The following is a 19,412-nucleotide window of genomic DNA, read 5'->3' as shown; positions in this document are numbered from 1 at the left end:
GAGCTTTTCCGTCAAAGGTCTGAATTTCAAAGAAATCGCTTATAAACAATAGTTTACATCGGGTCTTCGTGATAAACTGATGAAGGATAAAAAGCTAAAAACCTGTAATTAAGGAGATGTTATAAATGTTACATCAGCTTTCATGGAAAGTCGGTGGGCAACAAGGGGAAGGTATTGAGAGTACGGGGGAAATTTTCTCTACGGCTATGAACCGTCTTGGATACCATTTATATGGATACCGTCACTTCTCTTCCCGTATTAAAGGTGGCCATACGAACAATAAAATTAACGTACGCACATCTGTCGTACACACGATTCCAGATGATTTAGATATATTGGTTGCATTTGACCAAGAAACAATCGATGTCAATTATAAAGAATTAACATCAGAAGGTGTTATTTTAGCAGACGCTAAATTTAAACCAGTAAAACCAGAAGATTGTCCTGCAACACTTTATATTGTACCATTCACTGAAGTAGCCGCTGAATTAGGGACTACTTTAATGAAAAACATGGTGGCGATCGGTGCAACTGCTGCATTATTAAATCTAGAAGATGAAGTTTTCCAAAGTGTCGTTGATGAAATCTTCGGTCGTAAAGGTGAAACAGTTGTCCAAAAAAATATGACAGCCATCGCACAAGGACACGAACTAATGAACGGTATGCTTGGTGATAATATTGGTAAATTCGAATTAGAACCAGCTGATGGTAAACACCGTCTATTTATGATCGGTAATGAAGCTATTGCACTAGGTGCATTAGCTGCAGGCTCTCGTATTATGGCAGCATATCCGATCACTCCAGCTTCAGAAATAATGGAATATTTAATCAAAAAATTGCCTAAATTCGGTGGTACTGTTATCCAAACAGAAGATGAGATCGCGGCTGCAACAATGGCAATCGGCGCAAATTATGGTGGCGTTCGTTCATTTACAGCATCTGCAGGTCCAGGCTTATCATTAATGATGGAAGCAATTGGCCTTTCTGGTATGACAGAACAACCACTTGTTATAGTAGATACACAACGAGGTGGCCCATCAACAGGCCTACCAACAAAACAAGAACAATCTGATTTAATGGCAATGCTATACGGAACACATGGTGAAATTCCGAAAGTTGTTATCGCACCAAGTACTGGTGAAGAGGCATTCTACGATACAATTCAAGCGTTTAACATTGCGGAAGAATTACAAATACCGGTTATATTATTATCTGATCTTCAATTATCACTTGGTAAACAAACTGTTGAACCATTTGATTACTCTAAAATCGAAATTCGTCGAGGTAAGCTAGAACTTGGTGAATTACCTGAAGCAGAGGATAAAGCATATTTTAAACGCTATGAAGTAACAGAAGATGGCGTGTCAACTCGTGTCGTGCCTGGTCAAAAACACGGTATTCACCACGTTACAGGTGTTGAACATGATGAGACAGGTAAACCATCTGAAGCAGCAGGCAACCGTAAAGCGCAAATGGATAAACGTTTCCGTAAATTAAATCACGTAAACTTTAATATGCCTGTATTTAAAAACACACCACACGAGGAAGCGGATGTACTATTAGTTGGCTTTAACTCGACTAAAGGTGCAATAGAAGAAATTCAACCGATGTTAAACGAAGAAGGCATCAAAACAAACCACGCACATATTCGACTAATTCACCCATTCCCAGCAGAGGAAATGAAAGAATTGATCGACAATGCGAAAAAAGTAATTGTCGTTGAGAATAATGCCACTGGTCAATTAGCTAATGTAATGAAAATGAATATTGGCGCACACGATAAAATTATTAGCTTAGTGAAATATGATGGCACACCATTCTTGCCAAAAGAATTGTTAGGCCGCGTGAAGGAGTTGCTAACAGATGGTAACATTTAAGGACTTTCGAAATAATGTTAAACCTAACTGGTGTCCTGGGTGTGGTGACTTTTCAGTGCAAGCTGCAATCCAACGTGCTGCAGCAAACCTAGAAATCCAACCGCATGAACTAGCAGTTGTTTCAGGAATTGGCTGTTCAGGTCGTATCTCAGGATACATTAATTCATATGGTTTACACGGTATTCACGGACGTGCATTACCAATTGCACAAGGGTTGAAAATGGCTAACCGTGATTTAAAAGTAATCGCTTCTGGCGGTGACGGTGACGGTTTCGCAATCGGTATGGGTCATACAATTCACTCAATCCGTCGTAACGTTGATATCACGTACATCGTCATGGATAATCAAATCTATGGTTTAACTAAAGGACAAACATCACCACGCTCAGCTGCTGGTTTTGTCACAAAATCAACACCAGGTGGCGCAATCGAACCGTCATTAAAACCATTAGAAGTAGCATTATCTGCTGGCGCAACATTCGTAGCACAAAGTTTTTCGACAGATTTAAAAGAGCTAACTGCGATCATTGAAGCAGGTATGAATCACAACGGCTTCGCATTTATTAATGTATTCAGCCCTTGTGTAACGTACAATAAAATCAACACTTATGACTGGTTCAAAGAAAACATTACAAAACTATCGAGCATTGAAGGCTACGATTCAACAAACCGTGCCCAAGCTATGGCGACTGTAATGGAGCATGAAGGTCTAGTAACAGGTATCATTTATCAAGACGAGGAAACACCTTCGTATCAAAACTTAGTAAATGGATATAGTGAAGAACCCCTTAACCAGCAGGATATGATGATTGAAGAAAAAGATCTTCAAGAGCTAATGAAGGAATTTATGTAATAAATAATGTAGAGACTAATTCTCGAGTCGTTTAACTGACTAGAGAATTAGTTTTTTTATTGTTGAAAAAGAGAGTGAGTAGCGCCAAATAGGTTGTAAGTAGCGCTAAAGAGGTTGTGAGTAGCGCCAAAGAGAGTGAGTAGCGCCAAAGAGATAGTAAGTAGCGCTAAAGAGGTTGTGAGTAGCGCTATAGAGCACAAACAGCACCAAAGTAAGTCCAAGTAGACTCCACATAGCACACGGCCTCGCCCCACAAAACAAGCTATATGTCGAAACACCGACAATTAACGTTCTTTTCTTGTAGGAACCATACTCCATTAAGTATAATAAGAAAATGGGTATTCGAGTGTGCGAATACGAGCGGAAGGAGTTTACTGATGAACGAAGAACAACGACTTGCTAGTCAACAAGTGAAACATCCAGATCCATCGGACAAAAAATCCGAGAAGGACTATAGTAAATATTTTCAATCTGTATATACAGCGCCATCTCTAAAAGATGCAAAGAAACGTGGTAAGGAAGAAGTTCAATACCATAAAGACTTCGCGATTGACGAAAAATACATGGGTATGGGACATGGTCGTAAATTCTACATTCGTACGTACGGTTGCCAAATGAATGAACACGATACAGAAGTAATGGCTGGTATTTTCCTACAACTTGGTTATGAAGCAACAAATAACGTTGATGATGCGAATGTCATCTTAATGAATACTTGTGCCATTCGCGAAAATGCTGAGAACAAAGTATTTGGTGAACTTGGTCACTTTAAACCGTTAAAGCAAAAAAATCCTGATTTATTAATTGGTGTATGTGGCTGTATGTCGCAAGAAGAGGCAGTAGTTAAGAAAATCTTGAAAACATATGACCAAGTTGATATGATTTTTGGGACGCATAATATTCATCGTTTACCAGACATTTTAAACGAAGCTTATATGTCGAAAGAAATGGTTATCGAAGTGTGGTCTAAAGAAGGGGACGTTATTGAAAACCTTCCGAAAGTTCGCAAAGGGAATACAAAGGCTTGGGTTAATATCATGTACGGCTGTGATAAATTCTGTACATATTGTATCGTACCTTATACACGCGGAAAAGAACGTAGTCGACGACCAGATGATATTATTCAAGAAGTACGCCAACTAGCTGCACAAGGCTATAAAGAAGTGACATTACTTGGTCAAAACGTAAACGCTTACGGAAAAGACTTTGAGGATCTAAAGTATGGTCTTGGTGATTTAATGAATGAATTACGTACAATTGATATTCCTCGTATTCGTTTTACCACAAGTCACCCACGTGATTTTGATGATTATTTAATCGAAGTATTAGCGAAAAAAGGAAACTTAGTTGAGCACATTCATTTACCAGTGCAATCAGGTTCAAGTGATATGTTGAAGATTATGGCTCGTAAATATACGCGCGAAAGCTATCTAGAACTTGTGCGAAAAATTAGAAAAGCAATTCCAGATGTGGCGTTAACAACTGATATTATCGTTGGATTTCCAAATGAAACAGACGAGCAATTTGAAGAAACGCTATCTTTATATAAAGAAGTTGGCTTCGAAATGGCATTCACCTACATTTATTCACCACGTGAAGGTACGCCTGCAGCGAAAATGCAGGATAATGTACCAATGGAAGTGAAAAAAGAACGTCTACAACGTTTAAATGACGTAGTGAACCAACTATGTGGAGAAGCAATTAAACAATATGACGGTCAAATCGTTGAAGTGTTAGTAGAAGGGGAAAGTAAACGTAACCCGAATGTATTAGCAGGTTATACAAGAAAAAATAAACTCGTAAACTTTGTAGCCCCTAAAGAAGTAATTGGTCAAATTGTTAAAGTACAAGTTACTGAAGCAAAAACTTGGTCATTACAAGGGGATTTTATCGAAGTTGTAACGGACCAAAAGGTGGAATTATAATGGCAGAAATATATACTAAAGATCAAATCATCGCAAAAGCAATGGAAATTGCCCATATGGTAGCTAACACGGAAGAAGTAGATTTCTTCAAACGTGCAGAAGCACAAATTAATGAAAACCAAATGGTACGTGAAAAAATCGCTAGTCTAAAAAGTTTACAAAAACAAGCAGTAAACTTTCAACATTATGGTAAAGAAAAAGCACTTCGTTTAATTGAAGATAAAATTGCGAAAATTGAAGAAGAAATTAATTCTTTACCAATCGTTGAAGAATTTAAACAATCTCAGGGCGATGTAAATGATCTATTGCAATTAGTATCAAACACAATTGCGAATAGTGTGACAGATGAAATTGTTGAATCAACTGGTGGCGACGTATTACGTGGTGAAACAGGGTCAAAAGTACAAAACTCAAAACCAGGTAGCTGTTCTTAATATAATAATCGAAAACCCTTATAAAAAATAACGATTTTTATAAGGGTTTTCTTTATTTTGGAATAGAAGATTCATAGCATAAAACTGAAAGCAATGTTGGAGAAGCAAATTATCTTTCCTCATTTAACTTACTTGGTATGGAATGGTTCTTGTCTAGAACAGGATGATGGGAAGTTTAAGTAAGTGAATTAGGCTTTGTGGCGAATTTTCTACATTAAGTACAGTGAAAATAAACGCGGATGGCCAAAGAAATTAAAGATAATTAGTACGATGGGTCATACGAAGCAGTTGGACTAAGTTTGATAATGCGTACTATGTATCCTATTTCAATGCCTTACCGGTTACTAATGAGCGTTTAATGTAGTCGCTACTGATGAAAAAGGATAAAATCTAATTGATTTTTACCCTGGAATTTATAAACAGAAGGTATTAGATGCGGATATAACATTAATTCCGCGATTATATTACGGTCACCCTATATGTTTAGCATTCAAAGTACCGGAAAAATAACAGACTACTGTGTAGCCAAAGAAAGAACGGCTATTCAGTAGTTTTTTTATTTTTAAAAATTAATCTAATCACCCAATAGGCACATGGCGCATAAGATGAAATTAAGAGAAGCAAAGGAGGAATCGCACTGAAACAGTTGCGTCAAATTGTCACAAAGGCGGTCGTCGCGAAGGGTAAAAAAAGAACAGAAGTATGTGAAAATTTAAGACCACCGAATCAACCATCAAGTATATTAGGGTGCTGGGTAATCAACCATACGCATACAGCGAAAAAACATGGTAATTTTGTAGAAGTATCAGGCAAATTTGATGTCAATGTTTGGTACGCTTATCATAATCATTCAAAAACAGCAGTATATTCTGAGACGGTACTGTATAGAGACCGTATCAAACTACATTATAGAGATAACGAAACAACTGGTAAAGAAGAGGTTCATGTCAAGGTGATTCAACACCCGAACTGTACAGAAGCTATTATTACGCCTTGCGGTGAGCAATTCCAAGTCACAATTGAGCGGGAATTGCTTGCAGAAGTTGTAGGTGAGACAACAATTTGTATCTCAGTACATCCATTAGATTTTGAAGAAGAGTGGGATTTCGAAGATGAAAGCTCATCATCAAGCTCATCATCAAGCTCATCATCAAGCTCATCGTCAAGTTCATCATCGAGCTCTTCATCATCAGGTCCATCATTTGAATCTTCATCATTTCATTAAACATTTTAAAGCCGGAGGCGACGCCGGCTTATTTTTTTTTGAGTAAAGTCTCTAAAAGGTATGAAACGCATTTCAATACTTATTTTGTTATAATAGAAATAAGATTTAGCTACACAAGAGAGGTTTTAAAATGACAACGTATACACCAATGATTCAACAATATCTACAAGTGAAAGCAGATTATCAAGATGCTTTTTTATTTTTTAGATTAGGTGATTTTTATGAAATGTTCTTTGATGATGCTATAAAAGCTTCTCAAATTTTAGAAATTACATTAACGAGCCGAGATGCCGGGATGAAAGAACGCATTCCCATGTGTGGTGTCCCTCATCATTCCGCTAAAAATTATATCGAGACACTAGTTCAAAAAGGTTTTAAAGTAGCAGTTTGTGAACAAACAGAAGATGTCAAACAAGCAAAAGGTGTCGTAAAACGTGAAGTTGTTCGGTTGATTACACCTGGGACAATTATGGAAGGCAAAGCGTTGGATGGAAAAACAAATCACTTCATAGCAGCTGCAGAGCAAATAAACCCTATAGTATATGCTTTTTGTTATTTAGATTTATCAACTGGTGAGGCAACTGTTACTTATGTCGAAGGCGATGGTCTGGTCTTATTACAACAACTCCAATCATTTGGTATTCGAGAAATGGTTGTTTCAGAGCAATTATTTGCAGAGCTGACTGAACAGGCAGAAGCATTATCCATTGTCTTATCAATTGAAGAAGAGGTAATGGATGAAGCTAAAAGTACACAGTATTTAGAAGAGGCACCAAGTAATTTGCATGGTGCTGGACGAAAGCTTCTGCACTATATTGAACGTACTCAAATGCGCTCACTTTCTCATATTCAACCATTCCAATACAATGAAAACAAAAATTATCTAAATATAGATACAAACTCAAAACGTAATTTAGAACTCATTCAATCACTACGTGGTGGTGACCAAAAAGGAACACTATTATGGTTACTAGACGAAACTGTTACTGCAATGGGTGGTCGAAAATTAAAACAGTGGTTACATCAACCGTTAGCAAACCGTCAACATATTGAAAATCGCTTGAGCATCGTTACAGATTTGTTGGAAGAATATTTTGTTCGAGCAGAATTACAGGAATTATTCAAACAAGTGTATGACTTAGAACGCCTAGCAGGGCGTGTTGCATTTGGAAGTGTTGGGGGACGTGATTTAGCCCAATTAAGAGAATCATTACGTCAAGTGCCTGTCATTCAAGAGCAACTACTAAACTCTTCAAAAGCAAATCTACAAAATTTAGGGAAAGCACTTGATTTATGTAGTGATGTAGAAAGTTATTTAAGTCATGCGATTACAGATCACCCACCAATCTCTATTAAAGAGGGCGATGTTATCCGCGGTGGCTATAATGCGAAATTAGACGAGCTTCGTTATGCCTCTCGCAACGGTAAAGACTGGATTGCAGCACTTGAACAACAAGAGCGTGAAAAAACAGGAATTAAGAATTTGAAAATTGGTTATAACCGAGTGTTTGGATATTACATCGAAATCACGAAATCGTATATCCATTTAGCTGATTTAGAAAGATATGAACGTAAACAGACGCTAGCTAATGCAGAGCGTTACATTACAGATGAACTAAAGGAAAAAGAAGCTATCATACTAAATGCTGAAGAAGAAAGTTTGGCGCTCGAATATACTTTATTTACTCAAATTCGTGAAGAATTAAAGCAATATATCCCGAGATTACAAGGACTTGCTTCTGCTATCAGTGAATTAGATGTCTACGTAGGTTTTGCAACTGTTACGGAAAAGTATCGTTTCACAAAACCGGTCTTCCATGAAGGTCGTTCACTTAAAATTGTTAATGGTCGTCATCCGGTTGTCGAGAAAATGATGAATCAGCAATTATATGTGCCAAATGATTGTATATTGACTGATGATCGAAATATGATGCTAATTACAGGACCGAATATGTCTGGTAAAAGTACGTATATGAGACAAGTGGCGCTTATTACAATTCTTGCACAAATGGGCTGCTATGTACCAGCAGATGAAGCGGAATTACCAATAACGGATCAAATTTTCACACGTATTGGTGCAGCAGATGATTTAGCAGCAGGACAAAGTACATTTATGGTAGAGATGTTGGAATCACAACATGCCATTACAAATGCTACCGAGAAGAGCTTATTGCTCTTTGATGAAATTGGTCGTGGTACATCAACTTATGATGGTATGGCATTAGCACAATCTATGATGGAGTTTATCCACAATAAAATAGGCGCTAATACATTATTCTCTACTCATTATCATGAATTAACAGATTTAGAAAATGACTTAAATCGCTTGCAAAATGTCCATGTATCAGCAATGGAACAAGATGGGAAGGTGGTCTTTTTACACAAAGTTAAAAAAGGCCCGGCAGATAAAAGTTACGGTATTCATGTAGCAGAGTTAGCAGAATTACCGGCAGAAATTATTTCTAGAGCGCGCATTTTATTGGAAGAATTTGAGGCAACTAATGCAGTCTCAGCTGCAACGGTTACAAAAGCAGAATCAGCACTTAATGTTAAAGATGAACAAGTAGACATTATGAAGGACGAATCAGCACAACTTTCTCTATTTGCAGAAGAAGAGCCGAAAGAAGTAATTCAATTAGCTGTTTCTAAATTAGAACAAGAAGTACTTGAGCAAATTCGATCAGTAAATGTATCTGGCACAACGCCGATGGATGCATTGCAACTTGTTTACGCATTGCAACAATCTTTAATAAAAAAGTAGGAGGTGCAACAGATGGGTCATATTCATATAATGGATGAATTTCTGTCCAATAAAATCGCAGCAGGTGAAGTAGTCGAGCGACCTTCATCTGTTGTGAAAGAACTAGTCGAAAATGCCATTGATGCAGGAAGCACCTCGATTGAAGTAATTTTAGAAGAAGCCGGACTAACTTCCATTCAAGTAATTGATAATGGTAGTGGGATGGACGAAGCTGATGCACTGAAATCTTTTCAACGACATGCTACAAGTAAGATTGAAAATGAACATGATTTATTCCGTATTCGTACACTAGGTTTTCGCGGAGAGGCATTAGCCAGTATCGCTTCAGTATCAAAAATTACCCTGGTCACATCAAACGGGCAAGTGGGTATTGAAGTGCAACTGGAAGGTGGTCATGTTATTGACAAAAAACCAGCGCCATTACGTAAAGGGACGGATATGAAGGTATCCCAACTTTTTTATAATACACCAGCACGATTGAAATACATGAAGACGATTCAAACTGAATTAGGTCACACAATTGATTTGATGAATCGATTGGCTCTTTGTTACCCAGATATCGCATTCAAATTACGTCACCATGACCATATATTATTACAAACGAATGGACGTGGTGATTTACGCCAAGTATTAGCGGCAATTTATGGTATTGCCAATGCGAAAAAAATGGTGCAATTTGAAGGCGAATCACTAGATTATAAAATTTCAGGGTTTGCAACAATTCCTGAAATTACAAGAGCATCTAAAAATTACATGTCTATTTTCGTTAATGGTCGATGGGTGCGTCATTTTACTGTACAAAAAGCAATGATTGATGCATATCATACATTCTTACCGATTGGTCGTTTTCCGATTTCAGTTATTAACATTGAAGGCGATCCATTTTTAACAGATGTTAATGTACATCCGTCAAAGCAACAAATTCGTTTAAGCAAAGAAGCAGAATTAATGGACTTAATTGAAAAAACTTTGCATAAGGTAATTCGTCAGTCAATGCAAGCACCTGAAATTGCAGAAAAGAAGAAAAAAGTTCCGCAAACCGGGGAGCAAATTAATTTTTGGAAATCGATGAATTATAATAACACGAGTATGCCTCAATTTAATGAAAAAACTAAGCAAGAAGAAGGTTCAACTCTTTATTCAGAACCATTTCCACAAGATGATTTAAATTCATCACCCAATTCAGGTTTTGTAAAGGAAGCAACATGGGAACAAGTAAATAGTACACACGATTTGTCGGAATCAGAATTGTCTGCAGAGCAAGCTAAAAACGATGAAGATTATAAAATGCCACTAGAAGAAGTTGACGAGCAAGAAACGAAAGAACCATTTCCTGAACTTGAAGTTGTAGGTCAAATTCATGGGACGTATATTGTCGCACAAAGTGAGGATGGTTTTTATTTAATTGACCAGCATGCTGCACAAGAACGAATTAAATATGAGTTTTTCAAAGATAAAGTAGGAGAGGTCGATCCAAATGAACGACAAACACTACTATTTCCGCTAACATTCCATTATTCTGCTGATGAAGCATTAGTGTTAAGAGAAAATATGGCCTATTTAATAGATGTAGGTGTTATTCTTGAGGAATTTGGCACAAACTCATTTGTAGTTAGAGAACATCCCGCTTGGTTCCCAAAAGATTTTGAAGAGGAAATCATTGAAGAATTAATTGAACAGGTGCTACGTGAACGTAAAACGGATATACGAAAATTACGTGAAGACGCAGCTATAATGATGAGCTGTAAACGTTCGATTAAAGCAAATCACTACTTAAATACTCAACAAATGGAAGTCTTAATACAAGACTTAAAAAAAATGGTCAATCCGTTTACATGCCCACATGGAAGACCTGTAATCGTCCATTTTAAAACGTATGAAATTGAAAAAATGTTTAAGCGAGTTATGTGATTTTTACGAAATAAAGGAGGAAGATAATATGTTTTCATCTGCACAACGTGAAAGTTTTATTGAAACACTGGATGCTTATTCTTTTGATGTGTTGGTAATTGGTGGTGGCATTACAGGTGCAGGAATTGCGCTAGATGCTGTTTCTAGAGGATTATCTGTTGCCCTAATTGATATGCAGGATTTTGCTGCTGGTACTTCTAGTCGCTCAACTAAGCTAGTACATGGTGGTTTGCGTTATTTAAAACAACTACAAGTAGGTGTTGTTGCTGAAGTTGGAAAGGAACGTGCCATCGTTTATGAGAATGGGGTACATATTACAACTCCGCAATGGATGCTACTTCCATTTTACAAAGGAGGATCATTTGGACCTTATTCAACTTCATTAGGCTTAAAAGTGTATGATAAATTAGCTCAAGTTAACAAATCAGAACGACGTAAAATGCTAAATGCTAAAGAGACTTTACTAAAAGAACCTTTACTCAAAAAAGAAGGATTATTGGGTGGGGGATATTATGTAGAATACCGCACTGATGATGCACGTCTAACGATTGAGGTTATTAAGAAAGCTGTTGAACTTGGTGCGGTTTGCTTAAATTATGTAAAAGCAGAAGAATTTAATTATGAAAACGAGAAAATTACAGGAGTAGTCGTTCGCGATCAAATTTCATCTCGCACTTGGACAATTCAATCGAATTCAGTTGTAAATGCTACAGGACCGTGGGTAGATGAAGTACGTAAAAAAGATCAAATTAGTAATAATAAACAATTACGTCTCACTAAAGGTGTACATATTGTGATTGATCAATCCCGTTTCCCACTTCAACAATCTGTTTACTTTGATACACCTGATGGCCGTATGGTCTTTGCAATACCTCGAGATGGAAAAACGTATGTCGGTACCACTGATACATTTTACGAGGAAAATCCCATAAATCCAGTTGCAACTGATGAAGATATTACTTATTTAATAGATACAATTCACTATATTTTCCCGGATGTCCAAATTACTCAAAAAGACGTAGAATCGAGCTGGGCTGGAGTTCGTCCACTTATTTTCAAAGAGGGTAAAGATCCTTCAGAAATTTCTCGTAAAGACGAGATTTGGGAATCTCCGAGTGGATTGTTGACAATTGCAGGTGGGAAATTAACAGGTTATCGTAAAATGGCTGAAAATATAGTCGACAAGATAGTAGAAAAAAAACAATTTAAAAAGTCTGGACCTTGTGTTACAGAGCATTTGTCCCTTTCAGGATCTAAAGGTATAAATCCTATAAATTTTGGCCCTTATGTAAAAAATAAAACATATGAAGGAACGAAATTAGGTTTAACTAAAGAAGAGGCGAATATGCTCGTATCTAAATACGGTACGAATATACAAGCCATATTCAACATTATTCATACGCTGAAAGTCAATAATTCAATTGAGGATTTACCGATTGCTATACATGCGCAGCTACTATATGCTATTCAATACGAATTGGCACAAACACCAACAGATTTTTTTGTTCGCCGTTCAAGTCGATTATTATTTGATATAGATAGTGTCTATAATCATAAGGAAGCAGTAATAAAATTAATGAAAAAATACTTGTCCTATTCAACAGCACAGGAAGAGCAATATCGCTTGGAATTAGACCAAGTTCTATTCGAAGCGTCGCATTTTGCTAAAGAGGGAATTTATGAATAAAAATACACATTTAGTTAAAGTCTCAGATGGTCACCTTATTTCGGTGACTGTCTATTTCCCTAGTGAAGAGCCGAAAGGACATATTCACATTCTTCATGGTATGGCAGAGCATAGTGCAAGATATGAAGATTTTGCAAAATTCCTCATAGGCAATGGTTATGTTGTTTCTATGCACGATCATCGTGGTCATGGGCAAACAGCGTCTGTAAACGAGTCACCTAAAGGTTTTTTTGCTGAACAGCAAGGCTTTGAGCGAGTTGTGTTAGATGTACATGAAGTGCTTGACTTCGTTCGGGTTGATCAACATTTACCTCCTGTTATTTTATTTGGTCATAGCATGGGTTCGTTTATAGCACGACGTTATACAGAGCTTTACAGTGATACTCTATCCAAAGCAATTTTCTGCGGAACAGGTGCTGCAAGTGTGACACATCAAGCTGGCCATGTACTTGCTAAAAGTCTTGCTAAATTAAATGGGAAAACGAAGGAAAGTCCATTATTAGATAAATTGTCGTTCGGAAATTTCAATCGTGCATTTTCAAATACCCAAACTGATTTTGATTGGTTATCATCTGATTCAACTGAAGTCGCTAAATATATTGCAGATGAAGATTGCGGATTTTTAGCGACTAATCAGTTTTATGTTGATTTAACTGGTGGTATTTTAACTTTATCGAAGGAAGAGGAAATAAATAGAATTCGAAAAGATTTACCTATCCTCTTAATAAGTGGAGCGGATGATCCTGTTGGTAGTTTTAGTAAAGGTATTTGGAAGGTGGCAAAAAGCTATCAAAGTTGTGGTTTAACAAATGTTACCGTACAGCTATTTGAAGGAAAACGACATGAAATTTTAAATGAAGTAAATCGACAAGAGGTTTATAACAAAATCATATGGTGGTTAGAAAAAGAATGAGACAACAAGATTTAGAGGTAATCGCCATTGTTGGCCCTACAGCTTCAGGCAAAACTGCTTTAAGTATAGAGCTAGCAAAAAGGTTAAATGGAGAGATTATAAATGGTGACTCCATGCAGATTTATAAAGAATTGAATATTGGAACAGCTAAGATAACAGAAACTGAAATGGAAGGTATACCACATCATCTTCTAAGTATTAAAGAGCCTTCAGAATCTTTTTCAGTTGCTGAATATCAGCAACTCGTGCGTGAACGTATAGACTTTATTCGTGCGAAAGGAAAGTTCCCCATCATAGTTGGCGGCACTGGTCTATATATTCAAGCTGTACTTTTTGACTACCGCTTTACAGATGAAAAAGTTGATGAAGCTGCGAGAGAAGCCTATTATAAAGAACTTAGTGAAATTGGACCTGAGGAAATGCATGCAAAATTAGTAGCGCTTGACCCTAAAACTGCTGAAACGATTCATCCAAATAATACTCGTCGAGTAATCAGAGCACTTGAGATGATTCAGCATGGTGGTGTAGCCAAATCTTCTGATGAGCAAAACCAAGGTGATAAACCACTTTATAACCATATTATCATTGGATTAAATATGGACCGTGAGCTGTTGTATGAAAGAATAAATAAGCGTGTTGATATAATGATGGAACAAGGACTGCTAGCTGAAGTAGAAGCACTTTGGCAAAAGGATATTCGAGGTGTACAATCGGTACAAGCTATTGGATATAAGGAACTTTATGCATATTTTGATGGTAAACAATCACTAGAGAATGCGATAGAGCAGTTAAAACAAAATTCAAGACGATATGCAAAACGTCAATTAACTTATTTCCGTAATAAAATGGACGTTAAATGGTTCAATAGTTTGGACGACACAGAAAAAATAATCAGAGAAATGTTGGAATAATAAAGGGTTTTTCGTAAATGAAATCGAATACATGGTATTGAGGAGATTTATTTAAAACAGAAGAGGGAGTGGCTTTGCATGAAATCTATTAACTTACAAGATGCGTTTCTAAATCAAATGCGTAAAAATGGGGTTTTCGTTACCGTTTTTTTGCTAAATGGTTTTCAACTAAAAGGTCTTATTAAATCTTATGATAATTTCACGGTACTACTGGAATCTGATGGGAAACAGCATTTGATTTATAAACATGCCATTTCGACATTCGCCCCTTCAAAATCCATTAATATCTCACAAGATAACGAAGAGTAAAATGAATTCGGCTAGTATAAAGACTAGCCGAATTTTTTATTTCTAGCTATACTTATAGAGATATTTGATATGTTTAATTGATAATGGAGGATTATAATGATGAAAACTATTACAACAACTGAACTTTTAGAAAAAGTTGACGCAAATGAAGATTTATTCTTAGTAGACGTTCGTGAAAATGAGGAAGTAGCAAATGGTATAATCCCAGGGGCTATCCATATACCACTTGGTTCACTACCTGAAAGAATTGATGAATTAGATAAAACAAAACCTTATATTTTCATCTGTCATGCAGGTGGGCGTAGCGGTAGCGCGTGCTCTTATCTGTCTGGTTTAGGATATGATGTTACGAATATGGAAGGTGGCATGCTCGCTTGGGAAGGTGAGTTGGAATTTTAAGGTAATAAAAAAGACGAATCGTAAATTGATTCGTCTTTTTTATTTGACTGAATTTTGTCCCCCTAATGATTTAAAGGGTAATCGCCAATGTTTCATGTATGATAATACACGAAGAGCGGTCATACTAACGAATAATATGTATAACCATAAATCTTGTTTAAAGATGCCTAGGCCAACAACTATACCGGCAACTGCTGCCCAAACGGCATATACTTCCTCGCGTAAAACAAGAGGCTTACGACCGGCTAGTACATCCCGGATAATACCGCCGCCAGAACCAGTTAATACCGCAGCTACAATAGCAGCGCTAACGGGCAAATCTAACTTTACAGCAAAAAGTGCTCCTTGAATCGCAAATGCTGATAGGCCGATAGCATCAAAGAAATTGCCCCATTTATGCCAATGTTCCAATAACTTTTGCGGGAAAATAAAAACGATAGTAATAGATATAAGTGCAATTTGAAACATCATATCTTGTTCCCAAAGAGCAGAGACAGGAACACCTATTAGTGAGTTTCGAATGGCTCCACCACCAAATGCAGTTACAATCCCGAGTAAATAAACACCAAACAAATCATATTCTTCTTCCATTGCCACAATTGCTCCAGATACAGCAAAGGCAATTGTACCAACAATACTTAATACATCCCACGCCATAATAGATCCTCAACTTTCTCATAACGTCCTTGAATTGTACCAAATATAGTGATAATTACAAGTTTTACTGATTGAGTGATTGACTCTTAAGTTGTTATTGGTAAGATAGTAATGGAAAAATAAAAAGGGAGCCGAAAAAATGACGTATTCTACAACAATTAGTAATGAATTATTAATAAAAGCAAAAGAAATTGAAGCACAAGTTAAACCGTACCATGATCACGTCGATGAAGTGGCTTTCTTCAATCAACAAAAAGTTTTAGCAGCTTTTCGTAATCATCAAGTAAGTGATTTTCATCTACACCCATCAAATGGCTATGGCTATGATGATGAGGGACGCGACAATTTAGAACGCGTTTATGCAGAAGTGTTTGGTGCAGAAGCTTGTATCGTTCGTCCGCAAATTATATCTGGCACACATGCCATTACTTTAAGCCTCTTTGGTGTATTGCGTCCTGGAGACGAACTTATGTATATTACAGGGCAACCATACGACACGTTACAATCAATTGTTGATGGTGGTGACAAAGATACAGGTTCATTAAAAGACTTTAATATTAGCTATCAACATATTGACTTAGAGAATGATAAAGATGTTAACTGGGATGCAGTAACAAAAGCAGTATCTGAAAAAACAAAAGTAATCGCAATTCAACGTTCAAAAGGCTACGCATCACGACCTTCCTTCACAGTAGAACAAATCGCTGACATGATTAACACAATTCGTGAAATTCAACCATCAGCTATTATATTCGTGGATAACTGTTACGGTGAATTTGTTCAAGAAATTGAACCAACAGATGTTGGAGCAGATTTAATGGCTGGCTCATTGATTAAAAATCCGGGTGGTGGCTTAGCTAAAATAGGTGGCTACATTGCTGGACGTGCAGATTTAGTTGAACAATGTGCATTCCGTATGACTTCCCCAGGAATAGGTGCTGAAGCTGGACCGACTTTAAATGCTTTAGCAGACTTTTATCAAGGTTTCTTCTTAGCGCCACATGTTGTTGCGCAAGCTTTAAAAGGTGCGATATTCACATCTGCAATGCTTGAATCAATTGGCATGACGACTTCGCCACATTATTCGGCATCAAGAACTGATTTAATCCAATCTGTATCATTCAAAACGGCAGATCAAATGATTGCGTTTTGCCAAGCTATTCAAGCGAGTTCCCCAATAAACGCTCATTTTGCACCTCAACCAGCCTATATGCCTGGTTATGAAGATGATGTCATTATGGCAGCTGGAACATTTGTACAAGGTGCAAGCATTGAACTATCAGCGGATGGACCAATTCGTCCACCATACACTGCGTATATTCAAGGTGGTTTAACTTATGAACATGTTAAGTATGCAGCTTTAAGTGCTGTACAAAAATTAAAAAAATAATTTACTGAAAATAGTGTGAAAAAACACATAACTAAAACAATGAAAAAGCTTTGAAAACCAGACGGCTCTAAGCTTTTTTCTTTATATAATAGTTCGTGTTAACTTATATAACATGGTATTGACAGAAAATCTAACATGATGTATTATTTGAATTGTAAAGGGGAAGGTGAATGATATGAGTCGTGAAATACGAAGATCAATGCCATTACTTCCAATTAGTATAGTCATGCAACTGACAGACTTAACGGCTCGTCAGATTCGATATTATGAAGAACATAATTTAATCGAACCTGCAAGAACAGAAGGCAATCGTCGGATGTTCTCCTTAAATGATGTCGATTCATTGCTAGAAATTAAAGACTTGTTGGAGCAGGGTATTAATATGGCAGGTATCAAAAAAGTATTTGCTTTAAAAAATGAACCAGCAATCGCGAATTTAGGTAAAAAAGACATTACGGATGCAGATTTACGCCGCATTCTAAGAGAAGAGATGCAGCAAGCACAACGTCTTCAAAAAACATCTATCCGTCAAGGGGATTTATCACGTTTCTTTCAATAAGAAACTGAGTAAAATATAAAATTTATTACATGGAGAGTGAATCGAGTGGGGAAATTTACAAAAGAAGATATTAAGAAATTAGTAGCTGAAAAAGAAGTAAAGTTTATCCGTTTACAATTTACTGACATTTTAGGGACGATTAAAAATGTTGAAATTCCTGTAAGTCAATTAGATAAAGCATTAGATAACAAAATGATGTTCGATGGTTCTTCTATTGAAGGTTTCGTTCGTATTGAAGAATCAGATATGTACTTATATCCTGACCTAAGTACTTTCATGGTATTCCCATGGACTACTGGTAAAGGCACAGTATGTCGCTTCATCTGTGACGTATATAATTCTAATGGTACTCCATTCGCAGGTGACCCACGTAACAATCTACGTCGTATCCTAGGACGCATGGAAAAAATGGGTTTCACAAGCTTCAACTTAGGACCTGAGCCAGAATTCTTCTTATTCAAATTAGATGAAAAAGGCGAACCTACATTAGAATTAAATGACCACGGTGGTTACTTCGACTTAGCGCCAACAGACCTTGGTGAAAATTGCCGTCGAGATATCGTGTTAGAACTTGAAGAAATGGGATTTGAAATCGAAGCTTCTCACCACGAAGTTGCTCCAGGACAACATGAAATTGACTTCAAATACGCTGATGCAATTACTGCATGTGATAACATCCAAACATTCAAATTGGTTGTTAAAACAATTGCTCGTAAGCACGGCTTACATGCGACATTCATGCCAAAACCAATCTTCGGTTTAAGTGGTTCAGGTATGCACTGTAACGTTTCTCTATTTAACGGAAAACAAAACATGTTCTTTGATGAACAAGCTGAAATGCAATTGTCTGAAACAGCTATGCAATTTATGGCTGGTGTTTTAAAACATGTTGAAGGTTTTACAGCAGTAACAAACCCTACAGTAAATTCTTACAAACGTTTAGTACCAGGATACGAAGCACCATGCTACATTGCTTGGTCAGGACAAAATCGCTCACCACTAGTACGTATTCCAGCTTCTCGTGGCTTATCAACTCGTATTGAAGTTCGCTCAGTTGACCCAGCTGCTAATCCGTACTTAGCTATGGCTGTTATTTTAGAATCAGGGTTAAATGGTATAGAACAACAATTAACACCACCACCAGCAGTAGATCGTAACATCTATGTGATGAGTGCAGAAGAACGTGAGGAAGCTGGTATCGGTAACTTACCAGTCAACCTTGATGACGCACTACAAGCATTAGCGAAAGATAAAGTAATTCAAGAAGCACTAGGAACTCATATTTATGAAAACTTCCGTGAAGCAAAAGAAATTGAGTTTGATATGTTCCGCACACAAGTTCACCAATGGGAACGTGACCAATACTTGAAAATGTATTAATAGTTAAAACCGTTGAGGCTCTAAGCTTCAACGGGTTTTTTATTTACCACGATTCATACTCCCGTGGTAACACATTTGAAAAGTTACCACATTTTTACCACGAAATTTTTACGATATATCATTTCACTGATTTTTTCTGCATGTATTCATCGAATTTCTCAATTGATTTATTTTCCATTTTTCTCGTAACGTGAGAATAAATATCTGATGTAATTTGAATA

Annotated in this window: 16 protein-coding genes; 15 read left to right on the top strand and 1 reads right to left on the bottom strand. The window is 36.9% G+C overall.

All coding sequences use genetic code 11. The features are described from left to right. Window positions 1-125 precede the first annotated feature (125 nt). The 12 genes from MKY02_RS16225 (at window position 126) to MKY02_RS16170 (ending at window position 15,205) form a co-directional block, all read left to right on the top strand. Window positions 126-1,877 (top strand): 2-oxoacid:acceptor oxidoreductase subunit alpha, encoded by a 1,752-nt coding sequence (locus MKY02_RS16225; protein WP_038184316.1) that lies wholly within the window; start codon window positions 126-128, stop codon window positions 1,875-1,877. Continuing rightward, window positions 1,864-2,730, top strand: coding sequence for a 2-oxoacid:ferredoxin oxidoreductase subunit beta (locus MKY02_RS16220; protein ID WP_038184318.1), 867 nt, complete (start codon window positions 1,864-1,866; stop codon window positions 2,728-2,730). Before MKY02_RS16225 ends, MKY02_RS16220 begins: the two co-directional genes overlap by 14 nt. Before the next feature lie 377 nt (window positions 2,731-3,107). Beyond that, window positions 3,108-4,655 (top strand): tRNA (N6-isopentenyl adenosine(37)-C2)-methylthiotransferase MiaB, encoded by a 1,548-nt coding sequence (gene miaB / locus MKY02_RS16215; RefSeq protein ID WP_038184321.1) that lies wholly within the window; start codon window positions 3,108-3,110, stop codon window positions 4,653-4,655. Beyond that, window positions 4,655-5,089 (top strand): RicAFT regulatory complex protein RicA family protein, encoded by a 435-nt coding sequence (locus MKY02_RS16210; protein ID WP_038184323.1) that lies wholly within the window; start codon window positions 4,655-4,657, stop codon window positions 5,087-5,089. The genes miaB and MKY02_RS16210 overlap by 1 nt, the downstream gene beginning before the upstream one ends. A gap of 637 nt (window positions 5,090-5,726) precedes the next feature. Next, on the top strand, window positions 5,727-6,314 hold the full coding sequence (cotE, locus tag MKY02_RS16205; protein ID WP_038184325.1) for an outer spore coat protein CotE: 588 nt from the start codon (window positions 5,727-5,729) through the stop codon (window positions 6,312-6,314). Between the two features lie 130 nt (window positions 6,315-6,444). Next, window positions 6,445-9,075, top strand: coding sequence for a DNA mismatch repair protein MutS (mutS, locus tag MKY02_RS16200; RefSeq protein ID WP_340711545.1), 2,631 nt, complete (start codon window positions 6,445-6,447; stop codon window positions 9,073-9,075). A 12-nt stretch (window positions 9,076-9,087) separates the two neighbouring features. Beyond that, window positions 9,088-10,986, top strand: a complete 1,899-nt coding sequence (mutL, locus tag MKY02_RS16195; RefSeq protein WP_076065410.1) for a DNA mismatch repair endonuclease MutL — start codon at window positions 9,088-9,090, stop codon at window positions 10,984-10,986. Window positions 10,987-11,014: 28 nt separating this feature from the next. Next, window positions 11,015-12,673 carry a glycerol-3-phosphate dehydrogenase/oxidase gene (locus MKY02_RS16190; RefSeq protein ID WP_076065409.1) on the top strand — a complete coding sequence of 553 codons (1,659 nt, stop codon included), beginning with the start codon at window positions 11,015-11,017 and terminating at the stop codon, window positions 12,671-12,673. Further along, window positions 12,666-13,586 (top strand): alpha/beta hydrolase, encoded by a 921-nt coding sequence (locus tag MKY02_RS16185; protein ID WP_076033990.1) that lies wholly within the window; start codon window positions 12,666-12,668, stop codon window positions 13,584-13,586. Before MKY02_RS16190 ends, MKY02_RS16185 begins: the two co-directional genes overlap by 8 nt. Beyond that, the gene (miaA, locus tag MKY02_RS16180; protein ID WP_340711543.1) at window positions 13,583-14,497 is read left to right on the top strand and encodes a tRNA (adenosine(37)-N6)-dimethylallyltransferase MiaA; all 915 of its coding nucleotides are present in this window, start codon (window positions 13,583-13,585) and stop codon (window positions 14,495-14,497) included. Before MKY02_RS16185 ends, miaA begins: the two co-directional genes overlap by 4 nt. Before the next feature lie 78 nt (window positions 14,498-14,575). Further along, window positions 14,576-14,806 carry an RNA chaperone Hfq gene (gene hfq / locus MKY02_RS16175; protein ID WP_038184348.1) on the top strand — a complete coding sequence of 77 codons (231 nt, stop codon included), beginning with the start codon at window positions 14,576-14,578 and terminating at the stop codon, window positions 14,804-14,806. Window positions 14,807-14,905: 99 nt separating this feature from the next. Continuing rightward, window positions 14,906-15,205: a rhodanese-like domain-containing protein gene (locus tag MKY02_RS16170; protein WP_340711698.1), complete on the top strand. Its 300-nt coding sequence runs from the start codon at window positions 14,906-14,908 to the stop codon at window positions 15,203-15,205. Window positions 15,206-15,244: 39 nt separating this feature from the next. Here MKY02_RS16170 and MKY02_RS16165 read toward each other — a convergent pair whose 3' ends face one another. Further along, the gene (locus tag MKY02_RS16165; protein ID WP_038184358.1) at window positions 15,245-15,862 is read right to left on the bottom strand and encodes a trimeric intracellular cation channel family protein; all 618 of its coding nucleotides are present in this window, start codon (window positions 15,860-15,862) and stop codon (window positions 15,245-15,247) included. 139 nt (window positions 15,863-16,001) lie between these two features. Between MKY02_RS16165 and MKY02_RS16160 the strand changes: the two genes are divergently transcribed. From MKY02_RS16160 to glnA, 3 genes are all read left to right on the top strand, one after another. Next, a complete protein-coding gene (locus MKY02_RS16160; protein ID WP_038184362.1) occupies window positions 16,002-17,252 on the top strand; it encodes a methionine gamma-lyase family protein in 1,251 nt (416 codons plus the stop codon). A gap of 175 nt (window positions 17,253-17,427) precedes the next feature. After that, window positions 17,428-17,811 carry a MerR family transcriptional regulator gene (locus MKY02_RS16155; protein WP_038184365.1) on the top strand — a complete coding sequence of 128 codons (384 nt, stop codon included), beginning with the start codon at window positions 17,428-17,430 and terminating at the stop codon, window positions 17,809-17,811. 45 nt (window positions 17,812-17,856) lie between these two features. Beyond that, a complete protein-coding gene (gene glnA / locus MKY02_RS16150; protein ID WP_038184368.1) occupies window positions 17,857-19,191 on the top strand; it encodes a type I glutamate--ammonia ligase in 1,335 nt (444 codons plus the stop codon). Window positions 19,192-19,412: the final 221 nt, after the last annotated feature.

The organism is Viridibacillus sp. FSL R5-0888, from assembly GCF_038009105.1.
Classification (GTDB): domain Bacteria; phylum Bacillota; class Bacilli; order Bacillales_A; family Planococcaceae; genus Viridibacillus; species Viridibacillus arenosi.
Note: the sequence above shows the minus strand (reverse complement) of the source record. Positions and strands in the feature narration are given on the sequence as shown.

Excerpts from the sequence above, each read along its gene's own strand:
- MKY02_RS16225 (WP_038184316.1), top strand. The coding sequence starts at position 126 with ATGTTACATCAGCTTTCATGGAAAGTCGGTGGGCAACAAGGGGAAGGT.
- MKY02_RS16220 (WP_038184318.1), top strand. The coding sequence starts at position 1,864 with ATGGTAACATTTAAGGACTTTCGAAATAATGTTAAACCTAACTGGTGT.
- miaB (WP_038184321.1), top strand. The coding sequence starts at position 3,108 with ATGAACGAAGAACAACGACTTGCTAGTCAACAAGTGAAACATCCAGAT.
- MKY02_RS16210 (WP_038184323.1), top strand. The coding sequence starts at position 4,655 with ATGGCAGAAATATATACTAAAGATCAAATCATCGCAAAAGCAATGGAA.
- mutS (WP_340711545.1), top strand. The coding sequence starts at position 6,445 with ATGACAACGTATACACCAATGATTCAACAATATCTACAAGTGAAAGCA.
- mutL (WP_076065410.1), top strand. The coding sequence starts at position 9,088 with ATGGGTCATATTCATATAATGGATGAATTTCTGTCCAATAAAATCGCA.
- MKY02_RS16190 (WP_076065409.1), top strand. The coding sequence starts at position 11,015 with ATGTTTTCATCTGCACAACGTGAAAGTTTTATTGAAACACTGGATGCT.
- MKY02_RS16185 (WP_076033990.1), top strand. The coding sequence starts at position 12,666 with ATGAATAAAAATACACATTTAGTTAAAGTCTCAGATGGTCACCTTATT.
- miaA (WP_340711543.1), top strand. The coding sequence starts at position 13,583 with ATGAGACAACAAGATTTAGAGGTAATCGCCATTGTTGGCCCTACAGCT.
- hfq (WP_038184348.1), top strand. The coding sequence starts at position 14,576 with ATGAAATCTATTAACTTACAAGATGCGTTTCTAAATCAAATGCGTAAA.
- MKY02_RS16170 (WP_340711698.1), top strand. The coding sequence starts at position 14,906 with ATGAAAACTATTACAACAACTGAACTTTTAGAAAAAGTTGACGCAAAT.
- MKY02_RS16165 (WP_038184358.1), bottom strand. The coding sequence starts at position 15,862 with ATGGCGTGGGATGTATTAAGTATTGTTGGTACAATTGCCTTTGCTGTA.
- MKY02_RS16160 (WP_038184362.1), top strand. The coding sequence starts at position 16,002 with ATGACGTATTCTACAACAATTAGTAATGAATTATTAATAAAAGCAAAA.
- MKY02_RS16155 (WP_038184365.1), top strand. The coding sequence starts at position 17,428 with ATGAGTCGTGAAATACGAAGATCAATGCCATTACTTCCAATTAGTATA.